Source organism: Streptomyces diastatochromogenes (assembly GCF_002242805.1).
Classification (GTDB): Bacteria; Actinomycetota; Actinomycetes; order Streptomycetales; family Streptomycetaceae; genus Streptomyces; species Streptomyces diastatochromogenes.
Genome location: NZ_MCGQ01000017.1, coordinates 68,540 through 90,534, shown reverse-complemented (window position 1 = coordinate 90,534; position 21,995 = coordinate 68,540). Strand labels below are relative to the sequence as shown.

The 21,995-nt window shown below is 71.2% G+C and carries 27 protein-coding genes; 15 read left to right on the top strand and 12 right to left on the bottom strand.

The genetic code is table 11. The features are described 5' to 3' along the window. Positions 1-3: 3 nt before the first annotated feature. From BEK98_RS22060 to BEK98_RS22050, 3 genes are all read right to left on the bottom strand, one after another. Positions 4-1,689 carry a bifunctional 3'-5' exonuclease/DNA polymerase gene (locus BEK98_RS22060; RefSeq protein ID WP_094218357.1) on the bottom strand — a complete coding sequence of 562 codons (1,686 nt, stop codon included), beginning with the start codon at positions 1,687-1,689 and terminating at the stop codon, positions 4-6. Positions 1,690-1,784: 95 nt separating this feature from the next. Next, the gene (locus tag BEK98_RS22055) at positions 1,785-2,555 is read right to left on the bottom strand and encodes a Clp protease N-terminal domain-containing protein (protein WP_094218356.1); all 771 of its coding nucleotides are present in this window, start codon (positions 2,553-2,555) and stop codon (positions 1,785-1,787) included. 72 nt (positions 2,556-2,627) lie between these two features. After that, complete coding sequence (locus BEK98_RS22050) at positions 2,628-3,254, bottom strand: LysE family translocator (RefSeq protein WP_094218355.1); 627 nt, start codon at positions 3,252-3,254, stop codon at positions 2,628-2,630. A 156-nt stretch (positions 3,255-3,410) separates the two neighbouring features. Between BEK98_RS22050 and BEK98_RS22045 the strand changes: the two genes are divergently transcribed. Further along, positions 3,411-4,517, top strand: coding sequence for a DUF2786 domain-containing protein (locus BEK98_RS22045; RefSeq protein ID WP_208643189.1), 1,107 nt, complete (start codon positions 3,411-3,413; stop codon positions 4,515-4,517). Positions 4,518-4,520: 3 nt separating this feature from the next. Here BEK98_RS22045 and BEK98_RS22040 read toward each other — a convergent pair whose 3' ends face one another. From BEK98_RS22040 to rpmB, 4 genes are all read right to left on the bottom strand, one after another. Further along, entirely contained in the window at positions 4,521-5,036 is a 516-nt protein-coding gene (locus BEK98_RS22040) for a DUF4232 domain-containing protein (RefSeq protein WP_094218354.1), read from the bottom strand. A gap of 102 nt (positions 5,037-5,138) precedes the next feature. Next, complete coding sequence (locus tag BEK98_RS22035) at positions 5,139-5,618, bottom strand: hypothetical protein (protein WP_244201928.1); 480 nt, start codon at positions 5,616-5,618, stop codon at positions 5,139-5,141. Between the two features lie 100 nt (positions 5,619-5,718). Next, positions 5,719-6,024 (bottom strand): 30S ribosomal protein S14, encoded by a 306-nt coding sequence (gene rpsN, locus BEK98_RS22030; protein WP_094218352.1) that lies wholly within the window; start codon positions 6,022-6,024, stop codon positions 5,719-5,721. Then, complete coding sequence (gene rpmB / locus BEK98_RS22025) at positions 6,024-6,260, bottom strand: 50S ribosomal protein L28 (RefSeq protein WP_094218351.1); 237 nt, start codon at positions 6,258-6,260, stop codon at positions 6,024-6,026. The genes rpsN and rpmB overlap by 1 nt, the downstream gene beginning before the upstream one ends. A 61-nt stretch (positions 6,261-6,321) precedes the next feature. Between rpmB and rpmG the strand changes: the two genes are divergently transcribed. The 6 genes from rpmG (at position 6,322) to BEK98_RS21995 (ending at position 8,821) form a co-directional block, all read left to right on the top strand. Beyond that, positions 6,322-6,486, top strand: coding sequence for a 50S ribosomal protein L33 (rpmG, locus tag BEK98_RS22020; protein WP_094218350.1), 165 nt, complete (start codon positions 6,322-6,324; stop codon positions 6,484-6,486). A gap of 9 nt (positions 6,487-6,495) precedes the next feature. Continuing rightward, a complete protein-coding gene (locus tag BEK98_RS22015; RefSeq protein WP_094218349.1) occupies positions 6,496-6,750 on the top strand; it encodes a type B 50S ribosomal protein L31 in 255 nt (84 codons plus the stop codon). Next, on the top strand, positions 6,747-7,922 hold the full coding sequence (locus tag BEK98_RS22010; protein WP_094218348.1) for a CobW family GTP-binding protein: 1,176 nt from the start codon (positions 6,747-6,749) through the stop codon (positions 7,920-7,922). Before BEK98_RS22015 ends, BEK98_RS22010 begins: the two co-directional genes overlap by 4 nt. Next, the gene (rpsR, locus tag BEK98_RS22005; RefSeq protein WP_094218347.1) at positions 7,922-8,155 is read left to right on the top strand and encodes a 30S ribosomal protein S18; all 234 of its coding nucleotides are present in this window, start codon (positions 7,922-7,924) and stop codon (positions 8,153-8,155) included. The genes BEK98_RS22010 and rpsR overlap by 1 nt, the downstream gene beginning before the upstream one ends. A 68-nt stretch (positions 8,156-8,223) precedes the next feature. Further along, on the top strand, positions 8,224-8,487 hold the full coding sequence (locus tag BEK98_RS50070; protein WP_244201927.1) for an SRPBCC family protein: 264 nt from the start codon (positions 8,224-8,226) through the stop codon (positions 8,485-8,487). A 49-nt stretch (positions 8,488-8,536) separates the two neighbouring features. Further along, entirely contained in the window at positions 8,537-8,821 is a 285-nt protein-coding gene (locus tag BEK98_RS21995; RefSeq protein ID WP_094218346.1) for a DUF397 domain-containing protein, read from the top strand. A gap of 110 nt (positions 8,822-8,931) precedes the next feature. On the opposite strand, the gene BEK98_RS21990 is transcribed toward BEK98_RS21995, so the two are convergent. Then, positions 8,932-9,426, bottom strand: a complete 495-nt coding sequence (locus tag BEK98_RS21990) for an ATP-binding protein (protein WP_244201926.1) — start codon at positions 9,424-9,426, stop codon at positions 8,932-8,934. A 333-nt stretch (positions 9,427-9,759) separates the two neighbouring features. Here BEK98_RS21990 and BEK98_RS21985 point away from each other — a divergent pair, with 333 nt between their 5' ends. The 6 genes from BEK98_RS21985 to BEK98_RS21960 all read left to right on the top strand — a co-directional run bounded on the left by BEK98_RS21985 (position 9,760) and on the right by BEK98_RS21960 (position 15,226). Continuing rightward, positions 9,760-10,584 (top strand): helix-turn-helix domain-containing protein, encoded by an 825-nt coding sequence (locus tag BEK98_RS21985; protein ID WP_094218439.1) that lies wholly within the window; start codon positions 9,760-9,762, stop codon positions 10,582-10,584. A 92-nt stretch (positions 10,585-10,676) separates the two neighbouring features. Next, positions 10,677-12,137, top strand: coding sequence for an aldehyde dehydrogenase family protein (locus BEK98_RS21980; protein ID WP_094218344.1), 1,461 nt, complete (start codon positions 10,677-10,679; stop codon positions 12,135-12,137). 100 nt (positions 12,138-12,237) lie between these two features. Next, positions 12,238-12,777 (top strand): DinB family protein, encoded by a 540-nt coding sequence (locus BEK98_RS21975; protein ID WP_094218343.1) that lies wholly within the window; start codon positions 12,238-12,240, stop codon positions 12,775-12,777. 24 nt (positions 12,778-12,801) lie between these two features. Continuing rightward, positions 12,802-13,443 (top strand): PadR family transcriptional regulator, encoded by a 642-nt coding sequence (locus BEK98_RS21970; RefSeq protein ID WP_094218342.1) that lies wholly within the window; start codon positions 12,802-12,804, stop codon positions 13,441-13,443. A 74-nt stretch (positions 13,444-13,517) separates the two neighbouring features. Next, positions 13,518-14,468 carry an ATP-binding cassette domain-containing protein gene (locus tag BEK98_RS21965; RefSeq protein WP_094218341.1) on the top strand — a complete coding sequence of 317 codons (951 nt, stop codon included), beginning with the start codon at positions 13,518-13,520 and terminating at the stop codon, positions 14,466-14,468. Positions 14,469-14,497: 29 nt separating this feature from the next. Then, entirely contained in the window at positions 14,498-15,226 is a 729-nt protein-coding gene (locus tag BEK98_RS21960; RefSeq protein ID WP_094218438.1) for an ABC transporter permease, read from the top strand. Here BEK98_RS21960 and gad read toward each other — a convergent pair. Together gad and BEK98_RS21950 are read right to left on the bottom strand one after the other, a co-directional pair. Further along, positions 15,223-16,629 (bottom strand): glutamate decarboxylase, encoded by a 1,407-nt coding sequence (gene gad, locus BEK98_RS21955; protein WP_094218340.1) that lies wholly within the window; start codon positions 16,627-16,629, stop codon positions 15,223-15,225. The two genes, BEK98_RS21960 and gad, sit on opposite strands and share 4 nt — an antisense overlap. A gap of 29 nt (positions 16,630-16,658) precedes the next feature. Continuing rightward, positions 16,659-17,942, bottom strand: coding sequence for an ion channel protein (locus BEK98_RS21950; protein WP_094218339.1), 1,284 nt, complete (start codon positions 17,940-17,942; stop codon positions 16,659-16,661). Between the two features lie 123 nt (positions 17,943-18,065). On the opposite strand from BEK98_RS21950, the gene BEK98_RS21945 reads away from it, so the two are divergent. After that, positions 18,066-18,836 (top strand): MerR family transcriptional regulator, encoded by a 771-nt coding sequence (locus tag BEK98_RS21945; protein ID WP_094218338.1) that lies wholly within the window; start codon positions 18,066-18,068, stop codon positions 18,834-18,836. A gap of 17 nt (positions 18,837-18,853) precedes the next feature. On the opposite strand, the gene BEK98_RS21940 is transcribed toward BEK98_RS21945, so the two are convergent. Then, positions 18,854-19,219, bottom strand: a complete 366-nt coding sequence (locus BEK98_RS21940; protein WP_094218337.1) for a YbjQ family protein — start codon at positions 19,217-19,219, stop codon at positions 18,854-18,856. A gap of 141 nt (positions 19,220-19,360) precedes the next feature. On the opposite strand from BEK98_RS21940, the gene BEK98_RS21935 reads away from it, so the two are divergent. Further along, positions 19,361-20,296, top strand: coding sequence for a DedA family protein (locus BEK98_RS21935; RefSeq protein ID WP_094218336.1), 936 nt, complete (start codon positions 19,361-19,363; stop codon positions 20,294-20,296). A 5-nt stretch (positions 20,297-20,301) separates the two neighbouring features. On the opposite strand, the gene BEK98_RS21930 is transcribed toward BEK98_RS21935, so the two are convergent. Continuing rightward, positions 20,302-21,957: a threonine/serine exporter family protein gene (locus BEK98_RS21930; protein ID WP_094218335.1), complete on the bottom strand. Its 1,656-nt coding sequence runs from the start codon at positions 21,955-21,957 to the stop codon at positions 20,302-20,304. Positions 21,958-21,995: the final 38 nt, after the last annotated feature.

Below are 21,995 nucleotides of genomic sequence, written 5' to 3'. Positions count from 1 at the left end.
CCCTCACTTGGCGTCGGCGTAGCACTCCACCACCGCCGTCGTGAACGGGAAGCGCACCGGGGTGTCGCCGAAGGTCAGTCGCCCGGCGAGTTCGGCGGCGTCCCGGATGGCCCGGACGACGGTCTCGGCCTCCTCGGCGGGACAGTGCACGATCACCTCGTCGTGCTGGAAGAACACCAGTTCGGCCGTCAAGTCCGCGCAGGACCGGCGCAGCGCGGCGAGCAGCAGCAGGGCCCAGTCGGCGGCGCTGCCCTGGACGACGAAGTTGCGGGCGAAGCGGCCCCGCGCGCGGGAGTTGGTGGAGGCGTAACCGGGGACCCACGCCTGGGCGTCGGGGTCGTCCTCGCCGACCGGGATGCCCGCCTCCTCCTCCGCGTCCTCGCCCGGCCGGGCGGCGGGCGGGCAGGTCCGGCCCAGCCAGGTACGTACGAGCCGGCCCTCCTCACCGGCCCGCGCGGCCTCGTCGACGTAGGCCACCGCCTTGGGGAAGCGGCGGCGCAGCGCGGCGAGGTTCTTCAGGCCGTCGCCCGAGGTCTGGCCGTAGACCGCGCCGAGCACGGCGAGCTTGGCCTGGTCGCGGTCGCCGGAGAAGGCGCGGTCGGAGACGGACTGGTAGAGGTCGCTCTCGCGGCCGGCCACCTCCATCAGGCCGGGGTCGCGGGAGATCGCCGCCAGCACGCGCGGCTCCATCTGGTCGGCGTCGGCCACGACCAGCCGCCAGCCGGGGTCGGCGACCACCGCCCGCCGGATCACCTTGGGGATCTGCAGCGCGCCCCCGCCGTTGGTCACCCAGCGCCCGGTGACCGTGCCGCCGGCGAGGAACTCGGGCCGGAAGCGGCCGTCGCGGACCCAGTCCTGCAGCCAGGACCAGCCGTGCGCTACCCAGATGCGGTACAGCTTCTTGTACTCCAGCAGCGGTTTCACCGCCGGGTGGTCGAGGGATTCGATCTCCCAGCGGCGGGTGGACTTCACCTTGATCCCGGCCTGGGCGAAGGCCTTGACGACGTCGGCGGGCAGGTCGGGCCGGACCCGGCGGCCGAAGGCGGCGGACACCTCGTCGGCCAACTCGGCCAGGCGGCGCGGCTCGCCGCCGCCCGCGTACCGCTCGCCCAGCAGGTCGTGCAGCAGCTCGCGGTGGACCTCGGCGCTCCAGGGGAGGCCGGCGTGGTTCATCTCGGCGGCCACCAGCATCCCGGCCGACTCGGCGGCGGTCAGCAGCCGCATCCGGTCGGGGTGGGCGGTCCGTTCGTGCCGCCGCTGCTGGTCGGCGTAGACGGCGAGCAGGTCCGCCAGCGGCAGCCGGGTGCCGGACGGCTCGAACAGCGGGGACTGGGCGCCCGGTTCAGCCGGGCGCAGCGGCGGATCGGGCGGTACGGGGCCGCCGCGGAGGCGGGCCAGGGCGGCGGCGGCCGAGCGCGGCTCGCCGGACCGGCCCTCGTGGCCCAGCAGAAGGGTCTCGGCGTCCTCGATGTCGTAGCACCGCTCCACTCGCACCCCCGTGGCGAGCAGACGCGGATAGACCTCGGGGGTCGACCGCCACACCCAGCGCGTCACCTCCGGACGGCTCCGCACCGCCCCGGCGAGATCGCTCTCCCGCCGCACCGGACCGGCGGGCAGCCCGTCCGGGCCGAGGGGGGCGACGTCCACGCCACCGTCCTCGGCCGGCGCGAGAGCCCACCGGTCGGTCATGACTGCGAGTGTGGCAGGCGGCACTGACAATGGTTCCGACCTGCGCATTCGCCTCTCGGGGCAGGGTGCTCCCGGGGTGCTGTGCCGGCCCCGGCTCAGTCCGCCGGTCCGTCGGTCGCGGCCTCCGCCGCGTCCGAGGCCGCCTTCTTCTGCTCCAGCAGCAGCGCCAGCACCCTGCCGACGTACTCCTCGGTCCCCGCCTTGGTGATGCCGAGCCCGCTGAGGACGCCCGTGCCGTTCTCGTGCTCCAGCAGGGCCAGCAGGAGGTGCTCGGTGCCGATGTAGTTGTGGCCGAGCCGGAGGGCCTCGCGGAAGGTGAGTTCCAGGACCTTCTTGGCCTCCGGGCCGTAGGGGACGAGGTCGGGGACCTCCTCGGCGGCCGGCGGGAGCGCGGCCGTCGCGGCCTGGCGGACGGAGTCCAGCAGGACGCCCTGCGCGGTGAACGCCTTCGCGGCCAGGCCCTCCGGCTCGGCCAGCAGCCCCAGGACCAGGTGCTCGGGCCGGCCCTCGGGGTTGCGCGCGGCCACCGCCTCGTTGTGCGCGGCCATGAGCACGTTCCGCGCGCGCGGGGTGTAGCGGCTGAAACCCTGGCTGGGGTCGAGGTCGGCCGACTCCTTGGGCACGAACCGCTTCTGCGCCGCCTGCCGCGTCACGCCCATGCTCTTGCCGATGTCGGTCCAGGACGCCCCCGAGCGGCGGGCCTGGTCGACGAAGTGACCGATCAGATGGTCGGCCACGTCACCGAGGTGATCGGCGGCGATCACCGCGTCCTGGAGCTGGTCGAGGGGTTCGGCGTGAACCTTCTTGATCGCCTCGATGAGGTCGTCGAGGCGTACGGATGCCGTGATGTTCGGATTGGTCGCCATGTGTCAACCGTAGGTTGCCACCCCCGGACTGTCAACCGAAGGTTGACAGTCCAGTTCTCCTGCCCGCAACGGCTACTTGGGCACGACCGCCAGACGCACCGCCAGCCCGGCGAACACCGTCCCGCTGAAGTAGTCGAGCCCCCTCGCCACCCGCCGGCTGCGCTGCAGCAGCGAGGCGAGCTTCCCCGAGAGCAGCCCGACCGAGCCGTCCACCAGGAGGCCCATCACGGTGATCGTGAACCCCAGGACCAGGAACTGCTCGCGTACGTGCTCGAGGTCCGGGTTCACGAACTGGGGCAGGAACGAGACGTTGAAGAGGATCACCTTGGGGTTGAGCAGATTGGTGACGGCTCCCCGCCAGAAGGCCCGCCGGCGCCCCGACCGCGGCGCGTCCTCCGCCTCGACGGAGCCGCCGTCGCCGCGGAACGCCCTGACCGCGAGGAACAGCAGATAGGCCGCGCCCGCCCAGCGCAGCACGTGATACAGCGACGGCAGGGTCAGGAAGAGCGCCGACAGGCCGAGCGCCGCGGCGACCGCGTGCACGAACATCGCACAGGCCACCCCGACGGCGGCCGTCACACCGGTCAGCGGACCGCCCCGGCCGCCCATCGCCACGATGAACATCATGTCCGGACCGGGAGTGACACAGAGCGCGAAGGCGGCCACCAGAAAGGCCGCGTAGAGAGACATGTCCATCATGGGGTCATGCTCGGCGCGCTCCCGCGCGCGGGAGGCCGAATTCCGTGGAGTGAGACGCCGAAGCCCTGGAGCCGACCGCCCGCGCCGGAAGTCGTCTGTCCACAGGGTGTGGACGACCTCGGCCCGCTGTCACCGGCGCATGGCACGATCGACACCGTGACCAGCACCTCCAGCACCGTCGAGCGGGCCTTCCGGGCTGCCCTGTACGACGACACCGACGCCGGACTCGACACGGGCGCCTCCCTGCTCGCCGCCGACCCCGCAGCGGACGCCGAACTCACGCGGCGGGGCGAGGAGTTCGTCGCCACGGCCTGGCAGCGCGGCTGGCAGCCCGCCGACGTCGTACGGCTCGTACGGCGCGAGCTGGAGGACGGTCACGTACACCTGGCCGCAGGGATGATCCGGGCGCAGGCCGGGCAGGACCGACCGCGCGGGCGCCGCTGGGCCGCCCAGCTGGAGGCCCTGCCGCAGGACCCCGCGCGCGGCAGCGACCGTTTCTCGCACGCAACCGCCGTCCTCCAGCTGTACCGCCTGCTGCTGCGGCTGCCCGCTCTTGAGCCCCTCGAAGAACCCCGCCGGGAGCACGGGCCCGCCGCCTCCCGCATGCTCACCCGGATCCGCGCCCTGCTCGCCAAGGCCGAGGCGACCGGATATCCGGAGGAGGCGGAGGCGCTGAGCGCCAAGGCCCAGGAGCTGATGGCCCGGCACAGCGTCGACGAGGCGCTGCTCGCCGCCGGTGCGCCCGCGCCGGACGCGCCCGGCGCCTGCCGCATCGGCGTCGAGCCGCCGTACGAGCAGGCCAAGGCGGTGCTGCTGGACGCGGTCGCCACCGCCAACCACTGCCGCGCGGTGTGGAACGAACCGCTGGGCTTCTCCACGGTCGTCGGCTTCGAGGCCGACCTGGAGGCGGTCGAGCTGCTCTACACCTCGCTGCTGGTGCAGGCCACGCACGCGATGACCCGGGCGGAGGCCGCCCAGAGAGCCGGCGGCCGCAAGCGGACCAAGACCTTCCGGCAGTCCTTCCTCGCGGCCTACGCCCACCGCGTCGGCGACCGCCTCGCGACCGTGGCCGAGACCCAGGTGACCCAGGACCTGCTGCCCGTGCTCGCCACCCGGGAGATAGCCGTCACCGACCGGCTGGAGCGCATGTTCCCCGAGACCACCACCACCCGGCTGCGCGGCGTGACCGACGCGGCGGGCTGGACGGAGGGTGCCCGGGCGGCGGACGAGGCCCAGGTCAGGGCCCGCCCCAGGCTGCCGTGAGGGTCAGTCCCCGACCTGCTGGAAGGCGCTGACGGAGGCGTTCGGGGTGCCCTGCGTGCCCTGGGCGGCGATGGGCCCGTACGACCACGGGAAGCTCCGGGTGGCGGTGGAGCCGGGCAGGGCGATCTTCACGGTCTTCGCCGCCACGCTGCTCTTTTCGCCCGCCTTGCCGCGCACATAGCTGATGCTGAAGGTCGCCGAGTCGCCCTTGGCGAGCTTCAGCTTCTGGGCCTTCGCCCCCTGCTGCACAGGCACGGTGACCTCGGCGTTGCCCGTGTCCAGCACGGCGCTCGCGAACTTGTCCAGGGTGCAGGGGGCGCTCTGGTTGGTGATGCTGACGGGCACCTCGCCCGTGTCACCGGCGGCCGGGGCGACGCTCGCCGACCCGATCTGCACGGAGACCCCGCCGATCTCGCAGGCGGAGCTGCTCTTCCCGTTCTTGCCACCACCGCCGTCGTTGCAGGCGGTCAGCAGCAGGGCGGCGGCGAGGGCGGTGACGGTGAGCGGAATGGCGCGCATGAGCAGATCCCCATCGAGGTCGGGACGGTCTCCCCGCATCATGGCCCCTCGGCCCGGGGCGCGATCACGCGCCCCGGGCGAATTCACTGCTTCAGGGGGCTCTCACTGCTTCACGGGCGCCGTCGGCAGCCCCGACGGCAGCTTGCCGCCCTCGGCCTTGGTGTAGGTCTCCTGGCCGAGCTTGCCCGACCAGGTCACCTTCATGGCGTCCTCGGTCGCCGAGTCGACCATGCCGGTGACCCGGTCCTTGCTGCCGTCGGCACAGGTCAGGTGAATCATCTGCATGCCCGCCTCGGTGCCCGCGGCGCCGCTGCACACGGCCCCGCCGGTCGCGAACAGCCCGGCCTTCTTCCCGGTGATCACCAGGGCCACGACGGCGCCCTTGCTGGTGGTGATCCAGCTGCCCTGGAGCTTGCCGGAGGACCCCGTCACGGCACCCGTACCCGTGGACGTCGGGGTCGCGCTCGGGGTGGGCGAGGAGTCGTCCTTGGAGCCGCCCCCGCTGCACGCGGTCAGCGCCAGCGCGCCCACCAGCCCCGCGGCCGCGGCCGCGGTCCGCACCCTTGCAGTCGCCGTAGTCACGTCAAGCTCCCAAGCTCTAGCGGGCCGGCCGCCCGGGGCCGTCGGCCCGTCGCGGACGCCGTCCCCCGGACCGGAGGGACCGCCAGCAAGTTACCAGCCGTTACCAGGAGGACTTCCGGACGCCGGGCAGGAATCCGTTGTGAGCCTGCTCGCGCAGGTTCACCCGGGACAGGCCGAAGGTGCGCAGGTAGCCCCGGGGACGGCCGTCCACCTGGTCGCGGTTGCGGACGCGGGTGGCGCTCGCGTCCCGTGGCTGCCCGCGCAACTCCCGCTGCGCGGCCAGCCGTTCGGCCTCCGTCGTGGCGGGGTGCCGGATGATCTCCTTCAGCTCGGCGCGGCGCCCGGCGTACCGGGCGACGACCTGCCGGCGCTGCTCGTTCTTCGCGATCTTGCTCTTCTTCGCCATCAGACCCTCACCCCCCGGGCACGGATCCGGGCCACGGCCGCCTCGACGCCGATCGTGTCCACGGTCCTGACCGCCTTCGCGCTCAGCCGCAGCCGGACGTACCGGCCCTCGCCGGGCAGCCAGTAGCGCCTGGTCTGGATGTTGGGGTCGAAGCGGCGGGAGGTGCGCCGGTGGGAGCGGGAGATGCGGTTGCCGAAGCCGGGGGCGGCCCCGGTGAGCATGCAGTGGGCGGACATGGTGACGTACCTCTCGCACTCAGTGATTGGTAATGGGATTCATTTTCAGTAACATAGCAGCATGGCACGCAACGAACTCCGCCCGGTCATCAAGCTCCGGTCCACCGCCGGGACCGGCCACACCTACGTGACCCGCAAGAACCGCCGCAACGACCCCGACCGCCTGACGCTGCGCAAGTACGACCCCGTCGTCGGGCGGCACGTCGAGTTCCGAGAGGAGCGCTGAGGCACCACCATGCGCAAGGGAATCCACCCCGGCTACGGGCCCGTCGTGTTCCGTGACCGGGCCGCGAACCACGCCTTCCTCACTCGATCGACCATGACGAGCGAGAAGACGATCGAGTGGGAGGACGGCCACACCTACCCGGTCGTGGACGTCGAGATCTCGAACGTCAGCCACCCCTTCTACACCGGCACCGCCCGCGTCCTGGACACGGCCGGCCGGGTGGAGCGCTTCGAGCGCCGCTACGGGAAGCGGGGCGGGGCGTGAGCCTGTCGGTGGCCGCAGTCGGCGGGCTGCACGCCGAGGCCCGCAGGGCGGCCGTGGCGCGGTTGCTCGCCGACGTGCCCGGCAGTGTCGTACTCCACCACGACCTGGCGAGTGCCGTCGGCGGCACGGTCGTCCGCACCGTCCGCGACCGCTTCGGCATCCGCTCCACCGGCGAGACGCCCCTGGTCAATGACTGCGCCTGCTGCGCCCTGCGGGAGGACCTGGTGCCGGAGCTGCGCCGCCTCGCCGGGGACGGCACGACCCGGCTCGCGATCGTCGAGCTGTGGGACTCGGTCGAGCCCAAGGCGATGGCCGAGGTAGTCACGGCCGGCGGCCTCACCGTCACCGGCGTGATCACCGCCGTCGACCCGGCGCTGGTGCTGCCGTACCTGGGCAACGGCGACGACCTCGCCGAAGTGGGCCTCGCCGCGGCCGCCACCGACCAGCGCACGGTCGCCGACACCTTCGCCCGCCAGCTGGAGTACGCCCCCGTCCTCGCCGTGGCGGACTCCCCGGAGGCCGACGACGAGGACCGCGAGCTGCTGGCGCAGCTCCATCCGACGGCCCGCCAGGTTCCGATCGGCCACGGTGGCCTGGCGGGCGCACCCGTGTCTGCACGTGCATCCGCTGCGGTCTCCCCGCTGGCCGCAGCCGCCCTCGCCGGCTTCGACGTGGAGGCCGCGGCGGCCGCCCAGCACCCGGCCTGCGCCCTGCTGCCCGCCGAGGCCGACAACCACGGCGTCTCCACGCTGGTCTGGAACCGGCGCCGCCCGTTCCACCCCGAGCGGCTGTACGCCGCGCTGGAGGACCTGACCTGCGCCGCGGCCCGCAGCCGGGGCCGGTTCTGGCTCGCCGACAAGCCCGACGTGCTGCTGCACTGGGACGCGGCCGGCGGCGCGCTGTGCGTCGAGAGCGCCGGGCCGTGGCTGGCCGCGCTGCCCGACGCGGCCTGGGAGATGGTCCCGCCGGTACGCCGGGCCGCCGCCGCGCTGGACTGGCACCCGGAGCACGGCGACTGCGGCAACCACCTCGTGTTCACCTCGCCCGGTCTCGACCGCGACGGACTCGCGCACCTGCTGGAGTCCTGCCTGCTCACCGACGCCGAGTACGCCGCCGGGCGGGATGCCTGGAAGAGGCTGCCGCCCGCCTTCGACACCCTGCTGGAGGTCTGATGCCCCGCAAGAGCGACCGCAAGCCCGCCAAGAACCGGCCCAACCCGCTGGACCAGGCCGGGATCACCTACATCGACTACAAGGACACGGATCTCCTCCGGAAGTTCATCTCCGACCGCGCCAAGATCCGCAGCCGCCGCGTCACCCGGGTCACCGCCCAGCAGCAGCGCCTGCTGGCCCGCGCGATCAAGAACGCCCGCGAGATGGCGTTGCTGCCGTACTCCAGCCGCTGAGGCACCGGACGCGCCCGCACCCCCGGCCAAACCACCGGAGGCAGGTGCGGATGCCCTCCCTCCGGTGCTTGGACACCGATCCCGCCAATCCCACGGACCGGACCCTCACATGGACGCTGGAACAGGAACGGCGCGGAACGCGTCTCTTCCTAGTGCACGAAGGATTGGATCCGGACGACCCGGCGCAGGTGCCGGCGTGGAAGATCATGGACAGACGCTGGAACAATTTCGGTAAAGCGGGCGTCAAAGCTGTAATCGCGGGACCACCCCCCGTGCACGTGCATCTGCTCATGCATCTGCACGTGAACGGGGTTATGATCCGGGTCAGTTGACTACAGCATCCATGGCCACACCAGCCAGTGCACCACCGGGGAGCGACCTGTGGACCGCGACGTTGACGACGTGTACGGGGGGTACGACGTGTACAACGACGACGTGTACAACGGCATGGCTGCCACGCAGCTGGCGGGAGTGGCCTGGCAGAAGAGCAGGCACAGCAACTCGCAGGGTTCCTGCGTGGAGTTCGCGCGGCTGCCGGGCGGCGAGGTGGCCGTACGCAACTCGCGCTTCCCGGACGGGCCCGCGCTCGTCTACACGCGCGCGGAGATCGAGGCCATGCTCCTCGGCGTCAAGGACGGCGAGTTCGACCATCTGATCGCCGGCTGAAACGACTCACCGGCCGGTTCGGCCGGGGCGGTCGCGACAGCCGGGTGACGGCCGGGCGAAGTCGGGGTGTACGCGCGTAGAAACGCGGCGTAGGTCGACGCCGCGTCGCGTCAGCCGGCGGTCCCGAGCCGGAACAGCGCCCAGACGACCTTGCCGTCGAGGCTGCCCGCGAGCGGGTGCCAGCCCCAGCTGTCGGCGAAGGAGTCGACCAGGAACAGTCCGCGGCCCGACTCGGCCGAGAAGTCGTCCGAGTCGCGCGGGGCGGGCGACTCGTGGCTGGGGTCGCGCACCGCGCACACCAGCCGCTCGGCCCAGCGCAGCAGGTGCAGCCGTACCGAGGGCGCGTGCTCGGAGCATGCCGCGTCCGCCGGCAGCGCATGCCGCAGGGCGTTGGTGACGAGTTCGGAGACGACGAGACATATGTCGTCGAAGCGGTCGCCCACGTCCCACTGGTCCAGGGTGGAGCGGGTGAAGCGGCGGGCCTCGCGCACCGCTTCGTAGCGGGCGGGCAGGGCGCAGGAGGCGGCATCGGACACGGCCGCGGGATCCAGCGGCGGAAGGCCCTGCCGTAACGGCTTGAGCATGGTCGATCCATTCGTTCCCATGCGAGGCACTCCCGGGAATTCGCGGTCGTTGCGATGCAGCGGTGGCGCTGCACCATGGTTTCGGATAGGGAGGGCAGATGCAAGGGCAGATGCACGTGCACGCGACCGAATTGAACCTGCCCGTACCGCTTCTTGGCCATTTTTTCCGCCAACTTGGATCGCTCGACTGCCAGAGGTCCTGACCTCTTCCTGCGGAAAACGGCTGACCTCTTTCCGTTTCTGTAACCGGACGAGTACTGCTCGAAGTGTTTTAGTGGCAGACTTCGGCCCCAAAGACGGTTGGGGAGGCTGGCGAACGTGAGCGCGGGAGAGCCCGGATCGGTGGTGCGGCGCATGCTGCTCGGCTCGCAACTCAGGCGACTGCGTGAAGCGCGGGGGGTCACGCGCGAGGCGGCGGGGTACTCGATCCGTGCGTCCGAGTCGAAGATCAGCCGGATGGAGCTGGGCCGGGTGAGCTTCAAGACCAGGGACGTCGAAGACCTGTTGACGCTGTACGGCATCAGCGACGACGCGGAGCGCGAGTCGCTGCTCTCCCTCGCCCGGGAGGCCAACGTAGCGGGCTGGTGGCACAGTTACACCGACGTGCTGCCCAGCTGGTTCCCCACCTATGTGGGCCTGGAGGGCGCCGCCTCCCTGGTCCGGGTGTACGAGGTGCAGTTCGTGCACGGTCTGCTGCAGACCGAGGAGTACGCCCGCGCGGTGGTGCAGCGCGGCATGAAGGGCGCGAGCGCGGCCGACGTGGAGCGGCGGGTCGCGCTGCGCCTGGAGCGGCAGAAGCACCTGCTCGACGAGAAGGCACCCGAGTTCCACATCGTCCTGGACGAGGCCGCCCTGCGCCGTCCGTACGGCGACCGTGACGTGATGCGCCGCCAGTTCCAGCACCTGATCGAGGTCTCCGAGCGGCCCAACGTACGGCTGCAGATCATGCCGTTCGGCTTCGGCGGGCACTCCGGCGAGAGCGGTGCCTTCACCATCCTCAGCTTCCCCGAGTCGGACCTGTCCGACGTGGTGTACATGGAGCAGCTGACCAGCGCCCTCTACCTGGACAAGCGGGAGGACGTCGCCCAGTACGAGCAGGCGCTGAAGGAGCTGCAGCAGGACAGCCCGGGCCCGTCCGAGAGCCGGGACCTGCTGCGCGGTCTGCTTCAGCTGTCTTGAGAGGTCTCCTCCAACTCTCTTGAATCACAAGTACGATGACGAGCGATCAGACCGTGACCAGGATCTGGCATCGCTAGTGATTGAGGGATCACATGTCGTCCTACTTCAGCGAGCTGGCCCAGCAGTACATCGACGGTGAATGGCGCCCGGGCACCGGTTCCTGGGACGTCATCGACTTCAATCCGTACGACGACGAGAAGCTGGCCTCGATCACGGTGGCCACCGTCGACCAGGTCGACCAGGCCTATCAGGCGGCCGCTCGGGCCCAGAAGCAGTGGGCCGCGACCAACCCGTACACCCGCCGCGCCGTCTTCGAGCGGGCCCTGAGGCTGATCGAGGACCGCGAGCAGGAGATATCCGACCTGATCATCGCGGAGCTGGGCGGCACCCGCGTGAAGGCCGGCTTCGAGCTGCACCTCGCCAAGGAGTTCCTGCGCGAGTCGGTCCACCTGGCGCTGCGCCCCGAGGGCAAGATCCTGCCCTCCCCGGCCGACGGCAAGGAGAACCGCGTCTACCGGGTGCCGGTGGGTGTGGTGGGCGTGATCAGCCCGTTCAACTTCCCGTTCCTGCTGTCGATCAAGTCGGTGGCCCCGGCCCTCGCCCTCGGCAACGGCGTGGTGCTCAAGCCGCACCAGAACACCCCGATCGCCGGCGGCACCCTGGTCGCGAAGATCTTCGAGGAGGCGGGCCTGCCCGGCGGCCTGCTCAACGTCGTCGTCACCGACATCGCCGAGATCGGCGACGCCTTCATCGAGCACCCGATCCCCAAGGTCATCTCCTTCACCGGCTCCGACAAGGTCGGCCGGCACGTCGCCACCGTCTGTGCCTCGCACTTCAAGCGCTCGGTGCTCGAACTGGGCGGCAACAGCGCGCTGGTGGTCCTGGACGACGCCGACATCGACTACGCGGTGGACGCGGCGGTCTTCAGCCGGTACGTCCACCAGGGCCAGGTCTGCATGGCCGCGAACCGGGTGCTCGTGGACCGCTCGGTCGCCGACGAGTTCACCGAGAAGTTTGTCGCCAAGGTGAAGACCCTCAAGGTCGGCGACCCGCGCGACCCGCAGACGGTCATCGGCCCGGTGATCAACTCCGCGCAGGCCAACGCCATTTCGGGTGCCGTCGAGCAGGCGCTCGCCGAGGGCGCCACCGCCCTGGTGCACGGCACCACCACCGGCAACCTGGTCGAGCCCAGCGTGCTCACCGACGTCCCCGCCGACTCCGCCCTGCTCCAGCAGGAGGTCTTCGGGCCGGTCGTCTTCCTCGTCCCCTTCGACGGCGAGGAGGAGGCGGTCCGGATCGTCAACGACACCCCGTACGGCCTCAGCGGCGCCGTCCACACGGGTGACATCGAGCGCGGTGTGGCCTTCGCCAAGCAGATCGACACGGGCATGTTCCACGTGAACGACGGCACCGTGCACGACGAGCCGCTCGTGCCCTTCGGCGGCGAGAAGCACTCCGGCCTCGGCCGCCTGAACGGCGAGACGACCCTGGAGGCCTTCACCACGATCAAGTGGATCTCGGTGCAGCACGGCCGCAGCGGCTTCCCGTTCTAGGTCTCCTTCGCATGGCGGGCCCTTGCGGACAGAAGCTGACCGCAAGGGCCCATAGCTTCATCGGTGTCAGGCAAACGGACCCGATGAAAGGCGGCCGGTCATGGTCACTCATGTGGCGGCGGAGACGCAGGGCGACGAGCGCGGGGCGCTGCTGGCGTTCCTGGAGGAGCAGCGCGGCGGCATCCGCCGGGCGCTGCTGGGGCTGACCGAGGAGCAGGCCCGCTCCCGCCCCAGTGCCAGCGAGCTGTCCCTGGGCGGACTGCTCAAGCATGTCGCCGAGGTCGAGCAGGGCTGGGTGGCCCGCGCCCGGCAGGAGCCGCCGGCGGTGCATCGCGACGAGTCGAACTGGCACGAGTGTTTCCGGCTGACCGACGACGAGACGGTCGCCTCGCAGCTCGCGTACTGGGCGGAGGTCGCCGCCGAGACGGAGAAGCTCATCCGTTCCGCGCCCAGCCTGGACGACTCCTTCCCGCTGCCGCCCGACCCGTGGTTCCCGCCGGAGGGCCGCGTCTCGCTGCGCTGGCTGTGCCTGCACCTGATCCGCGAGACGGCCCGGCACGCGGGCCACGCCGACATCATCCGCGAGTCCCTGGACGGGAAGACCGCGTTCGAGCTGGTGGCCCTGGAGCAGGCGGGCTAGCTCTGCGGCAATAACCTGGACCGCATGTCAGCGATCCGTCTTCTCGTGCTCGGTGCGGTCCGCCAGCACGGGCGGGCCCACGGCTACCAGGTGCGCAACGACCTGGAGTACTGGGGCGCGCACGAGTGGTCCAACGCCAAGCCGGGCTCGATCTACCACGCCCTGAAGCAGATGGAGAAGCAGGGGCTGCTGCACGCGCACGAGATCGCGCCGTCCACGGCCGGGGGCCCGCCGCGCACCGAGTACGAGATCACGGACCGGGGCGAGGAGGAGTTCTTCCGGCTGTTGCGCGAGTCCCTGGTCTCCTACGACCAGAAGATGGACATCCAGTCGGCGGCCGTCGGCTTCCTGGTCGAGCTGGAGCGGGCCGAGGCGCTGGCCCTGCTCCGGGAGCGGATCCGGCGGATCGAGGAGTGGCGGGCCGCCGTCACCGAGCACTACGTCCCCGAGGGCGGCCCCGGACAGCTGGGCCACATCGGCGAGATCATGAACCTCTGGGTCCACACGGCCGACTCCGACGCGGCCTGGACCCGGGGGCTGATCGACCGCCTGGAGGCCGGCGCGTACACCTTTGCCGGTGAGGGCGAGCGCTTCGTGGGCGTACTCGCCGAGGGCCAGGAGAACCCGTACGCGACGGGGGAGCGGCATGCGGGGGACGACCGCTAATCAAGTTTGACCAATGGGCCTGCTGCCGTTACTTTCGATGAAGTAGTCAAGTTTGACTAGCGAGGGAGTGGCACGTGGCCGACACGGCGATCACCGTCGAGGACGCACGCAAGACCTACGGCACCAAACACGCCCTGGACGGGCTCGACCTGCACGTCACCCGCGGCACCGTGCACGCGGTGCTCGGCCCCAACGGGGCGGGCAAGACCACCCTGGTCCGGATCCTGTCCACCCTGCTCAGGCCGGACGGCGGCCGTATCGAGGTCGCCGGGCACGACGTGCGCACCGAGGCCCGCGCGGTACGGCGGCGCATCGGCCTGCTGGGCCAGTACGCGGCCCTGGACGAGCAGCTGGACGGCCGGCAGAACCTGGAGATGTTCGCCCGCCTGCACCACCTCGGCGCCCGCCACGCGCGCGTGCGCGCCGCCGAACTCCTGGACCGCTTCGACCTCACCGACACCGGCCGCACCCCGGTCGCCCGCTACAGCGGCGGCATGCGCCGCCGCCTCGACCTCGCCGCCTCCCTGATCACCGACCCTGAGGTGCTCTTCCTGGACGAGCCGACGACCGGCCTGGACCCGCGCGGCCGCGCCGAGGTCTGGGCGGCCGTCCGCTCCCTGGTCGGCGGCGGTACGACCGTGCTGCTCACCACCCAGTACCTGGAGGAGGCCGACCAGCTCGCCCACCGCATCGCGTTCGTGGACCACGGCCGGGTCGTCGCCGACGGCACCCCCGACGAGCTGAAGAGCCTCACCGGCGGCGACCGCATCGACGTCGTCCTGCGCGACGCGGGCCGGCTCGGCGCGGCCGTCGCCCTGCTGCCCGTCACCGGCGTCACGGTGGACACCGACCGCCGACTGCTCAGCGCCCCGGTCACCGACCGCATGAGCGCGCTCTCCGGGGTCGTACGCGCCCTGGAGGCGGCCGGCATCGAGGCGGCGGACGTCGCCCTGCGCCGGCCCACGCTGGACGAGGTGTTCCTGCACCTGACCGGCGACGCGAACCGAGCGAAGGAGGCAGCGTGACCGCCCACGTCCTGACCGACTCCTGGACCATGACCCGACGCGAACTCGCCCACTGGGCACGGCAGCCCGGGCAGGCGCTGGTCGCCCTGGTCTTCCCGGTGATGCTGCTGTTGATGTTCGGCTACCTGATCGGCGGCGGCCGGGGCGTCGCCGGCGACTACATGGACTACCTGGTGCCCGGCATGCTCGCGCTCACCATGGCCTTCGGCCTGGAGGGCACGATGCTCAACGTCACCCAGGACCTCACCAGGGGCGTCATCGACCGCTTCCGTTCCCTGCCGATGACCAACGGAGCGGTCCTGGTGGGCCGTTCGGCGGCCGACATGCTCCAGTCGGCGGTGGCGCTCGCGCTGCTGACGGCAGTGGCGTACACGCTCGGCTGGCGGGCGCACGGTGGCCCCGGAGCCCTCCTGGCCGCCTTCGGCCTGCTCCTCCTGCTCCGCTTCGCGATGCTGTGGATCGGCATCCACCTCGCCCTGGTCGCCGGCCGGCCCGAGATGGTCCAGGCGGTCCAGATCCTCGTCTGGCCGGTCGGCTTCCTCTCCAATGCCCTCGCCACCCCGGACGCCATGCCCGACTGGCTGGGCACGGCCGTCCGGTGGAACCCCCTGTCCCAGACGGCGACGGCGGTACGGGACCTGCTCGGCGGCCAGGGTGGCGAGCCGGGCCACGTGGGCGCGGCCGTGACCTGGCCCCTCGTCCTGCTGGCCGTGTTCTTCCCGCTGGCGGTACGGAAGTTCGCGCGCCTGGGCAGCTAGTGATGGAAGCCGGTGGCCGCCGCCTTGTCCCGGGTCAGGGGATGCGGTTGCCGGCGCAGCTCCGGCACCAGGCGGGTCAGGTCCTCCACGAACAGGTCGGCGAGGTCGTGGGAGAAGCCGTTGCGGCACACGATCCGGATCACGGAGAGATCCTCCCGGTTGGGCGGGAAGGTGTACGCGGGCACCAGCCAGCCGCTCTCGCGCAGCCGCCGGGAGACGTCGAAGACGTCGTACGACGTCACGTCCGGAGCGGTGGTGAAGGCGAACACCGGCAGCTCGTCGCCCTGGGTGAGCAGCCGGAAGTCGTCCAGCGCCCCGATCCTGCCGGCGACGTAGCGCGCCACGTCCCGTGTCGACTGCTGCACCGCCCGGTAGCCCTCCCGGCCCAGCCGCAGGAACGTGTAGTACTGCGCCACCACCTGGGCGCCGGGGCGGGAGAAGTTGAGCGCGAAGGTCGGCATGTCGCCGCCCAGGTAGTTCACCCGGAAGACCAGTTCCTCGGGCAGCGCCTCCTTGTCCCGCCACAGGGCCCAGCCCACGCCCGGGTAGACCAGGCCGTACTTGTGGCCCGAGGTGTTGATCGAGGCCACGCGCGGGAGGCGGAAGTCCCACACCAGCTCCTCGTCCAGGAAGGGCGCCACCATGGCCCCGGACGCGCCGTCCACGTGCACCGGGACGTCCAGACCGGTGCGCTCCTGGAGGTCGTCCAGGGCCGCGCACAGGTCCGCGATCGGCTCGTAGGACCCGTCGAAGGTGGAGCCGAGGATGCCGACGACCCCGATGGTGTTCTCATCGCACATCTCGGCCGCCGCCTGCGGATCCAGGTGGTAGCGGTCGCCCTCCATCGGGACCAGCCGGGGCTCCACCTCCCAGAAGTTGCAGAACTTGTCCCAGCAGACCTGGACGTTGACGCCCATGACCAGGTTGGGGCGCGCCCCCGGGTAGCGGTCGGCGTTGCGCGTCGCCCAGCGCCGCTTGAGCGCCATCCCGGCGAGCATGCACGCCTCGCTGGACCCCGTGGTCGAACAGCCCACGGCGGCCGACGGGTCCGGCGCGTTCCACAGGTCGGCGAGCATCGCCACGCAGCGCCGCTCCAGCTCGGCCGTGCGCGGGTACTCGTCCTTGTCGATCATGTTCTTGTCCCGGCACTCCGCCATCAGCACCCCGGCCTGCGGTTCCATCCAGGTGGTGACGAACGTGGCCAGGTTCAGCCGGGAGTTGCCGTCCAGCATCAGCTCGTCGTGCACGATCTGCGCCGCCGTGGTGGGAGGCAGGGGCGTGTCGGGGAGCCGGTGCTTGGGCGGAGCCTCGGCCATTTCGACGACCGGGTTCGCCTCCCCGAAGAACGGGTTGACCGACATCGGCCGCTCGTCGTGCTTCTCGGGACCTTTGTGCAGGGCCATTTACGTGCCTCCAGAGAGAGGGGAGTGAGTCAGCGGATCGGTGTGCCGTCCGTCCGCAACTGCATCTGCGGCCGCCCCGTCACCAGCAGCCAGGCCGGCAGCGAGGCGATGCAGAGCAGGGCGAGGATGACGGGCGAGGCGACCAGGACGGCCGCGGTGAACAGGCTCACCCAGCCTTGCCGGGTGACGGCCAGGAGCATGCCCAGCACGCCCGCCGCCACCCCCACGGCGGGCGGGACGGCGGGCACCAGGGCGTGGGCGCACAGACCGAGGGCGGTGCCCACGAATACGGAGGGGAAGATCCGGCCCCCGCGGAAGCCGCAGGTCGCGGCGACCGTCATGGCGGCCAGTTTCACCACGGTCATCGTGGCGAACTGCCCGGCCGACCAGCCCTCGGGGTCGCGCGCCAGCTCCGCGACCTGGTCCAGCCCCTTGAAGAGCGTCAGCGGGCCGCCCAGGGCCCCCAGTGCCCCCAGAACGGCTCCGCCCACCGGAAGCATCAGCATCGGGTGCCGCAGCCGCTGGAAGGCGCGGTGGAGGTACGGGAAGGCGTGGACCGCGCACATGCCGAGCAGCGCGCCGACCGACGCGATGACGATCGCCGCCAGTACGTCGCCCGCGTCCGGCCGGCCGATCGGGGGCAGATGGAGGTCGAAGGTCGCGTGGTGGAGCAGGTCGGTGGTCAGGGCGCCCGCCGCGGCGGCGGCCAGTGGGGCGAACAGGTTGTCCCAGAGCAGCCCCTTGATGCGCTGCCCGGCCAGCGCCTCCGAGATGACCAGGGCGGCGCCCACCGGGGTGCCGAACAGCGCGCCCAGCGTCGCCGCTTCCGCCAGTGCCATCCACAGCGGGCCCGGCAGCCTGGGCAGGAACCGGCGGCCCAGCCACACCGCCAGCCCGACGTTGGTCGCGATGATCGGGTTCTCGGGGCCGAGGCTCGGGCCGCCCGCGAGCATCAGGGCCGCCGCCAGCAGCAGGCCGGGCAGCACGACGGGCGGCAGCGCGGGCGCGTTCAGCCCCATGGTGGCCGGGTCGGGCCCCGCGTGCCCCGGCACCTTCCACACCACCAGACCGACCGCGATACCGGTCGCGATGAGCATGACGAAGATCCACAGTACGGAGTAGCGGCCGATTCCCAGGGCGTCGGGCAGGTTCTGCCACAGCACGCCCTGGAGTTGCTCGGCCCCGACGCTCACCCCGACGAAGAGCAGGCTGGACACCACGCCCACGACGAGAGCGGGCAGGATCAACGGCAGCAGGGCGCGCGCGGGGGTCGCGGGAGCGGTGGTGGGCGCCTGCGCGCTGTCCTGGGCCACGGGGTCACCATAAGCGGAATAAGCGGACAAAAGATGTTGAACATCCCGAAGGGAAACCGGCTTGCACCTCACGTTGCGTGAGGCCTCAGCGTGGAGGGCGTACCGACGACAAGGAGCGGAAAAGTGAGTTACTCCGTGGGACAGGTCGCGGGGTTCGCCGGGGTCACGGTGCGCACCCTGCACCACTACGACGAGATCGGCCTGCTCGTGCCCAGCGAGCGCACCCACGCCGGCCACCGGCGCTACGGCGACGCCGACCTCGACCGGCTCCAGCAGATCCTGTTCTACCGGGAACTCGGCTTCCCGCTCGACGAGGTCGCCGCCCTGCTAGACGACCAGGCCACCGGCAGAGCTGACCCGCGCGCACACCTGCGCCGCCAGCACGAACTGCTGACCGCCCGGATCGAGAAGCTGCAGAAGATGGCGGCGGCCGTGGAGCACGCCATGGAGGCACGCACGATGGGCATCAACCTCACGCCCGAGGAGCGGTTCGAGGTCTTCGGGGACAAGGATCCCGAGCAGTACGCCGAGGAGGCGGAGCAGCGCTGGGGCGGCACGGAGGCGTACGCCGAGTCGCAGCGCCGCGCCGCCGGCTACACCAAGGAGGACTGGAAGCGGCTCATGGCCGAGGCCGACGACTGGAGCGAGCGCTACGTCGCCCTGATGACCGCCGGTGAGCAGCCGTCCGGCGAGGCGGCCATGGACCTGGCCGAGGAGCACCGCCGGCACATCGGCACGTGGTACTACGAGTGCCCGCACGCCATGCACCGCTGCCTGGGCGCGATGTACGTCGCCGACGAGCGCTTCAAGGCGTTCTACGACTCCATGCGGCCCGGGCTCGCCGACCACCTGAGCGCGGCGATCACCGCGAACGCCGACCGGCACACCGCGTGACCCCTGGCCCGGGAGGGCTACTCCCGGGCCAGGACCACCGCCGTGCCGTAGGCGCACACCTCGGTGCCCACGTCCGCGGCCTCCGTCACGTCGAACCGGAACGCCAGGACGCCGTTGGCACCACGCGCGCGTGCCTGCTCCACCAGCCGCTCCATGGCCTGGGTGCGGGTCTGTACGAGCGTCTTGGTGAGCCCCTTCAGCTCGCCGCCGATCATCGACTTCAGTCCGGCGCCGATCTGGCTGCCCAGGTGCCGCGAGCGCACGGTGAGCCCGAAGACCTCACCGAGCACCTGCTGCACCCGGTATCCGGGCACGTCGTTGGTGGTGACGACCAGCACGTCGGGCTGGGGCCCCTGGCCGCCGCCGTAGTCATCGAGTCCCATGGCTCACAGCTTTGCCCCAGTTGCCCCACAGTGCATCCTGGAGTCACCGGTGGAACCTGGGGCGGACACATCGCGTTGATAGCTTTGTGCGCCCGCACAAGGACGCCGTAGCCGCCCTCACCCCCACAGGAGCCCGGACCCGTGATGACACTCGCCCTCGGCCCGAGCTGGCTGGATCCCAACTACCTGCTCGACACGTACAGCATCTGGGGCTTGCTGCTCATCGTCTTCGCCGAGTCCGGTCTGCTCATCGGTTTCTTCCTGCCGGGCGACTCGCTGCTGTTCACCTGCGGTCTGCTGATCACGTCCGGGGACCTGGACTTCCCGCTGTGGGGCGCGATCGGCCTGATCTGCCTCGCCGCGATCCTCGGTGACCAGGCGGGCTACATGTTCGGCAAGAAGGTCGGCCCGTCCCTCTTCAACCGCCCGGACTCCCGCCTCTTCAAGCAGGAGAACGTCACCAAGGCGCACGAGTTCTTCGAGAAGTACGGCCCCAAGTCCCTGGTCCTGGCCCGCTTCGTGCCCATCGTGCGCACGTTCACGCCGATCATCGCCGGCGTCAGCGGCATGAAGTACCGCTCGTTCCTGACCTTCAACGTCATCGGCGGCGTCCTGTGGGGCGCGGGCGTCACCCTGCTCGGCTCCTGGCTCGGCAACATCGACTTCGTCAAGAAGAACATCGAGGCGATGCTCATCCTGATCGTCCTCATCTCGGTGGTCCCGATCGCGATCGAGTTCCTCCGCGCGCGCGGCAAGGAGAAGAAGGCCCGGCAGGAGACGCCTCAGCCTCCCCAGCAGCCCCAGTACCAGCACGCCCCGGTCATGGACGACGCCACGACTCAGCTCCGCCGCATCGAGCCGGAGCAGCCCTACCAGCAGCCGTACCAGCCGCAGTCGTACCAGCAGCAGCAGCCGTACCAGCCGCAGCAGGACCAGCAGCAGTACTGGAACCAGGGCTACGACAACCAGGGCCAGCAGGGTCAGCAGGGCCACCAGGGCTACGACAACCAGTACTACGACCAGCAGCAGTACCCGCAGCAGCAGTACGACCAGAACGGGTACCCCCGGAACCACTAGGCGGCTCAGAACCCCCTGGTCCGCTTGGCGGCCCGGCGCTTGCCGGCGGAGCCGACCCGCAGGAACAGCCGGGAGATCTCCGAGCCGAGGTTGACCCCGATGGCGATGGCCATGGCCAGCGAGGCCGCCTTGGCCAGGGACACCAGCCCCTTGTCGACCTCGCTCTGCGCCATGGACAACAGCCCGAAGTACGTGGCCGAACCGGGCAGCAGCGGCCCGATCGCGGCCGTCGTGTACGGCAGCGCCGACGCGAACCGGTACCGCGACAGCAACTGCCCGAACAGCCCCACCAGCCCAGCCGCCACCGCCGTGGAAGCGACGGGGGAGATGCCGCCCGCGTAGTGCATGGCGCCGTACACCGACCAGGCCACACCGCCGTTGAGCGTCACCGCCAGCACGGTGGATCGTTCCTGCTGCAGCAGCACGGCGAACGTCAGCGACAGGAGCATGGACGCGGCGATCTGGATCAGCGGTCGCTCGGAGATGTTCAGCGCCGCGTCCGGGTTCAGCTTGCCGCCCACCTTCACACCGAAGTACAGGACGAGCAGCACACCGATGACGATGCCGACGAAGAAGTACATGACCTCCAGCAGGCGGGCGGCCGCGGTGATGTAGAAGCCGGTCAGCCCGTCCTGCACGCCCGCCACCAGCGCCCGCCCCGGCAGCAGCGCGAAGAGCCCACCGGTGACGACCGCGGACGCCGCCACGTCGACGTGTGCCAGCGCGAACGCCACACCGATCGCAGCGGGCGGCATCGCGGCGATCGTGAACTGGTAGAACTCCGGCAGCCCACGCCCCGCGCACAGCCACGCCAGCCGGTCGCCGAGCATCGCGCCCAGCGCCGCCGCGACGAACACGATCAGATCACCGCCGACCAGCACGGAGGCCGCACCCGCGAGCAGCCCGCTCGCCAGGGTCAGGGCCCAGCCTGGGTAGGGGTGCCGGTTGCGGCGGATCTCCGCCAGGCGCCGGTAGGCCTCCTCCAGGGAGACATGGGCCTCCGGGTCGGTCAGGTCGTCCACCAGCCGGAACACGGCCGCGAGCCGTGTGTAGTCCGTGCCCCGCCGGCGTACCGTCCGCGACGCCGTGACCGGGTCCTCCACCAGGGACGGCTGGTGGGAGATCGACAGCAGCGTGAAGGTGACGGTCGGCTCACAGCGGTCCAGGCCGTAGGACCGGCACACCGCGAACATCGCGGCCTCCACGTCCTCCGCGCCCTCACCGCCCGCCAGCAGCAGTTCCCCGATACGCAGGGTCAGGTCCAGCACGCGCGGGATCGCGGGCCCGCCCTCCTCGGCCCGCTGCACCGGCTCGAGCGCCGGCCGTTCGGCCACCGGCATGCGCAGCATCGTGCGCATCCGGTCCTGCCAGGGCGCGTCCTTGATCAGGCTGACGGCCGGTATCCCGGTCGCCGGGGTGAACGCGGGCGGGGCGTCCTGGGCGCTGTAGGTGCTCGGCAGGGTGAACGCAGACCCCTCCGGCTCGGCACCCGGCGGCTGCGGCACCGCCAGCCCCTCCGGCACAGCGAACTCGGACGTGGTCTCCGGCTCACCGCCGCCCTCGGGGACCTCGATGCCCTGGGGAATGGCGAACTCGGACGTGATCTCCGGGTCGTACCGCGCCTCGTCGGACCGCGGCTTGCGGTCCTCCGCCTCCGTCACCTCGCACCGCTCCCTGAACGCAACATTCCGTTAGGGCT